The following is a 3,049-nucleotide window of genomic DNA, read 5'->3' as shown; positions in this document are numbered from 1 at the left end:
ACGCCCGGGTGAAGATGGCACGGTTCAGAGTCGAGTGCACCATCGCCGCGCCTTCAACCAACCAATTGAGCCTGTTGATCTGAAATGGCAGCGAAACCAAAATTAACCCCAGAGCAGTGGGCTGAAGTCCGCGCCGCATGGGAGTCTGATCCACGAGAGGGTTATTCTTGGCTGGTCGAACAGCTTGGATTGGCGGTGTCGGTTCCAGGGGTACGTAAGACGGCTTTAAAAGAGGGCTGGAAGAAGCCGGGGGGAGGAGCTTCAGAGAGCTTTTTTCCGGGATTACCCAAGGTTTCTCCAAAGGTTTCTCATGGAGCAAAGAAACCATCAGAGAAACCTTCGAAGAAACCATGCGAAACCATGCAGGGAGAGGCTGTTATCAAGCATGTTATCGAAAGCACGGTAGGCCGGCCAACAAAATACAAACCTGAATTTGCAGAGCGGGCTTACAAGCTTTGCTTACTTGGAATGACCGATTCCGAACTGGCCAATCATTTTGAAGTTTGCGAGAGCACGATTTACGAGTGGAAGAATGGGTTCCCGGAATTTTCAGAGTCGCTTACAAGCGGCAAAGAAGATGCCGACGGGAATGTAGCCAGAAGCCTTTACCAGCGCGCCACCGGGTACTCGCACCCCGACGTCAGTGTGAATGTCGTGAATGGTGAGGTGATCCTGACTAATCTGACCAAGCATTACCCTCCTGAAACTGGGGCGGCCAAGCTGTGGCTCATCAACCGCCAGCCGCGTAAATGGAAGGATCGGGTCGAAATAAAGGAGGACATTAATTTGAACGTCTTCCCTGAACGCGAGGTGCTTGACGCTATTTATTCGAAGGCGCTTGAAACGGCTGCGTCCCGTGATGCATTCTTGGCAGGCCGACGAGAGCGGCTTGGTATCGTCATTGAAAGCGGGTCGATTGATGACTAAGCCGCTGCTTTTGCCTGAAGACCCGCGATGGGCGCCGTTCTGTGAGCGATACGCCGGGAGCGCAGAACAGTTTTCTATTGAGGTGCAGGGAATCATCCCGTCTTCACAGCAGCGGGAATTGTTTGGAAGCGTGTCAAAGTCTCGATCGCGCACATCCGTTTCGTCTGGTCATGGAACTGGGAAAACCGCCGGTCTAGCCAATATCGTGCTTTGGCACCTTCTGTGCTACCCAATGTCAGTAACGCTATTGACGGCGAACGACATGGACCAACTCAAGGCCACGCTATGGAAAGAGATTGGTGTCGCCCTGGAGCGCATCCGGCGCGGACCGCATAGCTGGATTGCTGAACACGTTGAGATTTTAGCCAATGCCACGTGCCGTGTTATTGGGTTTGAGTTAGTGTGGTTTGTCGAAAGCAAGACGGCCAACGAGAAAACAGCAAACAAGATGGCCGGCCGGCATGGCGAGTGGCTTCTGGTTATCGGGGATGAGGCATCAACCTTGCCAGACAATGTGCTGACGACGCTAACTGGAGCCCTGACCGAGCAGCACAACCGGATGCTTCTGACCAGCCAGCCAACTCGCAACGCTGGATTTTTCTGGCGCACGCACAACGAACTGGCGACGCGCAACGGCGGGGAGTGGACGCCGTTGGTGTTTGACTCGTTCGACTCACCTTTCGTGAGTGATGATTCCCTTTTGGAGTTGTGGAATTCCTACGACGACGACGAGCGCAACGTTCGAATTATGGGGATATTCCCGCAGGACTCGTCAAAACACATGATGAGCCTGAAAGTGGCTGAGGCTATGTTTCGCCGAGGCCGGATTATCGATGACAACGAGAACTTCGGTTGGTTTGTCCTTGGCGATATTGCTTCTGGCGAGGGGTTGCGGGATAAATCAGCCTGTGTAATAGCGCGCGTGATTGGGTATGGCGACATGGGGCCCGAGGCCAGGCGCGTGGAGATTATTGAAGTGCCGATCCTGACCAACAAGATTCGCTCGAACATGTTTGCGAAGTCGTTGGCAGATGAGGGATCTGAACTTGAGAACGTTACCTACGTGATCGACTCTGGCGGACTGGGGATAAACGTATGCCAAGACCTCGAAGACATGGGAAAGGTCGTGCACCGGGTTAATTGGGGAAACCCATGCTTTAAAAAGCGGAACAGCGACAGGTATCTGAATCTACGCGCTCAAGCGATGCACCAGGCGGCCAGGGCAGCAAAGGAGGGCCGGTTATCGGTGCTGACACAGAACTACCGAAATGTTCTGCTGACTCAATCCTCACGCATTCCAAAGAGCTTCACGGACAAAGGAAGGGTTCGCGTCCCTCCGAAAGGGTCTGTAGAGTGGGACGGATTAAGCAGCCCTGACTTGTGGGATGCTATTTGCTTTTCGATGCTTGATAACCTGAGCTACATCGTATGCGAAGGGTGGGTTAGATCGTCAGGCGGAGTATTGGAATCGGCGATGGCCAGGGCGGAAAGCTTGTTTTCGGATGTTTAAGGGAAAACAGCGAAAGAAACGATCTCCAATAGTGCAAATATGGCGCGAACAATCAAGGAGTAATCACCATGGAAACGCCAGTCATTAAATACAATTTGCGTGATCGCGGCAGAAAGCATGTCGGGCCGGAGCGCAACTTCAACATCAAAGCCATTTGCGACGCCATCAACAGCCCGGCCTGCCAAGAGCGCGTAAGCACACGTGGTATGACTGGATTTTACGGACATATGCCGCGTATCAGATTTGGAATGAATCCAGTTGAAGGCGTTCTGGACAACGGGAAGTACGTCCCAATTGAGCCAGCATTCGTTACCACCTACCTGAAAGCCGACTACGAAGGAAATGTAGAGCATAAGGCCGAGTTCCTGGACACCGCCGCTGGCCGCCTTGCATCAAAGCTGTTCGATAGCAAGATGGGTGGATTCTCTACCGCCATTGACACGAGCAAGCCTGAGTTTTTCGGAATGGATTTCGTTCTCGAACCAAATTTCGTCAACAACTCCTACCGAGGCGTGGTACTTGATGACGTGATGGGAGGCGGTGATCCTGGCGAACTTACCTACGACGACGTCTACGCGGCTGAGAAAGACGAACAGACGCAAGCGATGACGA

General features: G+C 53.0%; 3 protein-coding genes. All 3 read left to right on the top strand.

The features are described from left to right. The first annotated feature begins 84 nt into the window (after positions 1–84). Positions 85–927 carry a hypothetical protein gene (locus ACOYNV_RS26995; RefSeq protein ID WP_422902909.1) on the top strand — a complete coding sequence of 281 codons (843 nt, stop codon included), beginning with the start codon at positions 85–87 and terminating at the stop codon, positions 925–927. Further along, the gene (locus ACOYNV_RS26990) at positions 920–2,437 is read left to right on the top strand and encodes a hypothetical protein (protein WP_422902908.1); all 1,518 of its coding nucleotides are present in this window, start codon (positions 920–922) and stop codon (positions 2,435–2,437) included. The genes ACOYNV_RS26995 and ACOYNV_RS26990 overlap by 8 nt, the downstream gene beginning before the upstream one ends. Before the next feature lie 68 nt (positions 2,438–2,505). Continuing rightward, positions 2,506–3,049 (top strand): hypothetical protein (locus ACOYNV_RS26985; protein ID WP_422902907.1); only part of this gene is annotated, 544 nt, incomplete at its 3' end.

The organism is Propionivibrio sp., from assembly GCF_049316945.1.
In the GTDB taxonomy this organism is placed as follows: Bacteria; Pseudomonadota; Gammaproteobacteria; order Burkholderiales; family Rhodocyclaceae; genus Propionivibrio.
This window is presented reverse-complemented; position numbering and strand designations above follow the sequence as displayed.

Excerpts from the sequence above, each read along its gene's own strand:
- ACOYNV_RS26995 (WP_422902909.1), top strand. The coding sequence starts at position 85 with ATGGCAGCGAAACCAAAATTAACCCCAGAGCAGTGGGCTGAAGTCCGC.
- ACOYNV_RS26990 (WP_422902908.1), top strand. The coding sequence starts at position 920 with ATGACTAAGCCGCTGCTTTTGCCTGAAGACCCGCGATGGGCGCCGTTC.